5 protein-coding genes are annotated in these 3,318 nt (G+C 49.5%); 4 read left to right on the top strand and 1 reads right to left on the bottom strand.

From position 1 onward, the window contains the following. The 4 genes from ACPLUI_RS03375 to ACPLUI_RS03360 form a co-directional block, all read left to right on the top strand. On the top strand, nucleotides 1–215 hold a 215-nt coding region (locus ACPLUI_RS03375; RefSeq protein WP_424658866.1), incomplete at its 5' end, for a diacylglycerol kinase. Between the two features lies 1 nt (nucleotide 216). After that, a complete protein-coding gene (gene cdd / locus ACPLUI_RS03370; protein WP_424658865.1) occupies nucleotides 217–696 on the top strand; it encodes a cytidine deaminase in 480 nt (159 codons plus the stop codon). A 30-nt stretch (nucleotides 697–726) separates the two neighbouring features. Continuing rightward, complete coding sequence (gene era, locus ACPLUI_RS03365; RefSeq protein WP_424658864.1) at nucleotides 727–1,632, top strand: GTPase Era; 906 nt, start codon at nucleotides 727–729, stop codon at nucleotides 1,630–1,632. A gap of 58 nt (nucleotides 1,633–1,690) precedes the next feature. Beyond that, complete coding sequence (locus ACPLUI_RS03360) at nucleotides 1,691–2,647, top strand: magnesium transporter CorA family protein (RefSeq protein WP_424658863.1); 957 nt, start codon at nucleotides 1,691–1,693, stop codon at nucleotides 2,645–2,647. 31 nt (nucleotides 2,648–2,678) lie between these two features. Here ACPLUI_RS03360 and ACPLUI_RS03355 read toward each other — a convergent pair whose 3' ends face one another. Then, nucleotides 2,679–3,230, bottom strand: a complete 552-nt coding sequence (locus tag ACPLUI_RS03355) for a UbiX family flavin prenyltransferase (protein WP_424658862.1) — start codon at nucleotides 3,228–3,230, stop codon at nucleotides 2,679–2,681. Nucleotides 3,231–3,318 lie beyond the last annotated feature (88 nt).

The raw sequence follows: 3,318 nt of genomic DNA, 5'->3' as shown, positions 1-3,318 counted from the left end.
TGGTAATCGCCGAAATGTTCAACACCGCCGTGGAGAAGGTGGTTGACCTCTATTCCAGCCAGTATCACCCCCTGGCCAGGGTAGCCAAGGATGTCGCTGCCGGGGCCGTACTGCTGGCTGCTTTAAATTCGATAGTTGTAGGTCTGCTGGTATTTTACCCTTACTTGTACGCTTTCGTTCGCAATTGGGTACGTGCTCCGGGAGGTGTGCATTAACTTGATTGACCTGCCGGTGATGCAGTTTCCCGTAGAAAAGCTCATAAATACGGCCCGGGCTTCCCGGGAAAGGGCCTACGCTCCATATTCCGGTTTCCGGGTCGGTGCGGCCATACTGACTTCGGAAGGAAGATTGTATACCGGCTGCAACATTGAGAATGCCTCCTACGGTTTGACTGTTTGCGCCGAGCGGGTGGCCCTTTTTAAAGCAGTGAGCAACGGGGAAAGGAGATTTGCCGCTCTGGCAGTGATTTCCGACGGCGAAGATTACTGCATACCCTGCGGTGCCTGCCGTCAGGTGCTGGCTGAATTCGGAAGCGAAATCCAGGTTTATATGTGTAACCACCGGGGTGATTATATAGTAAAGACACTGGCTGAACTGCTGCCCATGACCTTTAAACTGAAAGCGGCGGGGGGCGAACAGATTGAAAGTGGCTCCCACCCCAATCCGATGCGCGTGGTGGAGCCCGTGGACAGGTAGATTTGTTGTTTGAGGGCTGAAAGGAGGAAGATGGTGGAACAGGAAAAGTTTAAATCAGGTTTTGTGGCCATAATAGGGCGCCCCAATGTGGGCAAATCCACCCTTCTAAACCAGCTGGTGGGGCAAAAGGTCGCCATTATGTCGGATAAGCCCCAGACGACCCGGCATAAAATCCATTCCATCATTACCCGCGATGATGCCCAGATCATCTTTCTGGATACTCCGGGAATTCATAAACCCAGGCATAAGCTTGGTGAGTACATGGTGGAAGTGGCTCTTGGCGCTCTACGGGAAGTGGACGTGATCCTTTTTCTGGTTGAACCGCAGTTGCCGGGGCCCGGGGACGAGTACATAATCAACCAGCTCCGTGAAGTAAAAACTCCTGTTATCCTGGTTATAAATAAGATAGACCTGCTGGAAAACAAGGCGGAATTGTTGCCTCTGATTGATGTTTTTTCACAGAAATATAATTTTGCCGAGATAATTCCGGTTTCCGCTCTCAAGCCCGAAAACCTGGACCGCCTGGTGGAACTGGTCATTTCCTACCTGCCGTACGGGCCCAAATATTATCCTGAGAATATGATTACGGACAGGCCGGAACAGTTTATTATGGCCGAACTCATCCGGGAGAAAGTGCTTCACCTGACCAGCCAGGAGGTGCCCCATGGGGTGGCAGTGGTGGTGGAGGAGGTGGAGCCAAGGTCGGACCAGCTGGTTTATGTGCGGGCGGTCATTTATACGGAAAAAGAATCGCATAAGGCAATTCTAATAGGCAAAGGAGGGCGGATGCTGAAAGAGATAGGGCGACTGGCCAGGGAAGAGATGGAACTCCTGTTGGGGACAAAAATCTATCTCGACCTGTGGGTCAAGGTCAAGGAAGATTGGCGCAACCAGGACCTTTACCTGCGTAATTTTGGTTATACCGGCAGGGAATAATCGTCGCGACAAAACGGGACCCGCCCCTGGGGAGACTCGGGAACAGGGGGTGGAAGCTATGCTGAAAGTATACAAAAGTGTCGGAGAGGCTCTGGTGGAAAGCGATGTCCTGGGAGAGAAGGGGAGCTGGATCAACCTGGTCAACCCCACCAGAGAAGAAGTAGAGGGGGTCGCAGAACGGCTTGGTTTGCCGGTGGATTTTTTGGAATACCCTCTTGACGAAGAAGAGAGCTCCCGTATCGAATCCGAGGAAGGTTGTGTCCTTGTTATTATCAGGGTACCCGTTGTGAGGGATCATAATTATGATACCATTCCTCTGGGCATCATTATAACAGAAAATGTTATAGTTACTATCTGCCTGGAAGACCTCGCTATTATAAACGAACTTTATGCCTGCCGCATCAGAGGTTTTTATACTTATAAAAAAACACGCTTTCTTTTACAGCTCTTTTACCTGACAGCGAGCCATTACCTGCGCTACTTGAGGCAGATTGACAGAAGAAGTGAAGAAATTCAACAAAGGTTGCACCGGTCCACGGAAAATGAAGAATTAATTAAGTTGTTCAGCCTGGGAAAAAGCCTTGTTTATTTTACAACTTCTTTGAGAAGTAATGAAATCGTGATGGAAAAGTTATTAAAGTTACACCTGGCAAAAGACCCTTCCGAAATTAACGACGGTTTAATCAAGATGTACGAAGAAGATGAAGACCTTTTGGAAGATGTAATCACTGAGAATAAACAGGCCATAGAAATGAGTGAAATCTATGCCGAGATTCTGAGCAGTACCATGGACGCCTTTGCCTCGATAATCTCGAATAATCTAAACCTGGTCATGCGGTTTTTAACTTCAGTGACCATCATTTTAATGATCCCGACCATGTTGTTCAGCTTATACGGTATGAATGTAAACCTGCCGCTTCAGCAGTCAAAGGCAGCTTTTCCCGCTATAGTGCTACTGTCCTTCATCCTGACGCTGGTTGCCCTGCTGTTCTTTAAAAAAAGAAATATGTTGTAAGCTTTCAAATACCGGTAATGCGGCGTTCTTCTTACTCCCACCTTGTGACCAGGTTGTTTTCGATGCCCAAAAGATCCAGCACGCGTCCTGTTGTTTGCAGGACCAGGTCTTCAATTGTCTCGGGGTGCTGGTAAAAGGATGGTACCGGGGGCATGATGACTACACCGAGCCGGGCCAGCTTGAGCATATTCTCCAGGTGGATGGCATTTAAAGGCGTTTCTCTGGTCATCAGGATCAAGGGACGCTTTTCTTTTATCGTAACGTCGGCAGCCCGGGTGATCAGGTTGTCGCTATAACCCCAGGCTATCGAAGCCAGGGTCTTCATGCTGCAGGGGGCAATGACCATACCATGGTGTACGAAAGACCCGCTGGCTACCGGGGCTGCCAGGTCGCTGGACGCATAAGAGTAGCTGGCCCGTGCCATAACCTGTTCGGGTGTCCAGCGCGTTTCCAGAGTTATTGTTTTTGCAGCCCAGGGGCTCAAAATCAGATGTGTCTCAATCCCCGAGATTTTCAGTTGTTCCAGCAGGGTTATGCCGTACACAGCTCCCGAGGCTCCGGTTATGCCCACAATGATGCGCAACTTTTCCTACCGTCCTTAAAGCATGGATTTTCCCTGCCTTATTTTATCCTAACACCCGCCATTGTTCAATACGATTGCAGACAGGCTT

It is taken from the genome of Desulfofundulus sp. (assembly GCF_049701015.1).
In the GTDB taxonomy this organism is placed as follows: Bacteria; Bacillota; Desulfotomaculia; order Desulfotomaculales; family Desulfovirgulaceae; genus Desulfofundulus.
Note: the sequence above shows the minus strand (reverse complement) of the source record. Positions and strands in the feature narration are given on the sequence as shown.

Bases quoted from the DNA above. Each gene is read 5' to 3' on its own strand.
- era (WP_424658864.1), top strand. From the start codon at position 727: ATGGTGGAACAGGAAAAGTTTAAATCAGGTTTTGTGGCCATAATAGGG.
- ACPLUI_RS03360 (WP_424658863.1), top strand. From the start codon at position 1,691: ATGCTGAAAGTATACAAAAGTGTCGGAGAGGCTCTGGTGGAAAGCGAT.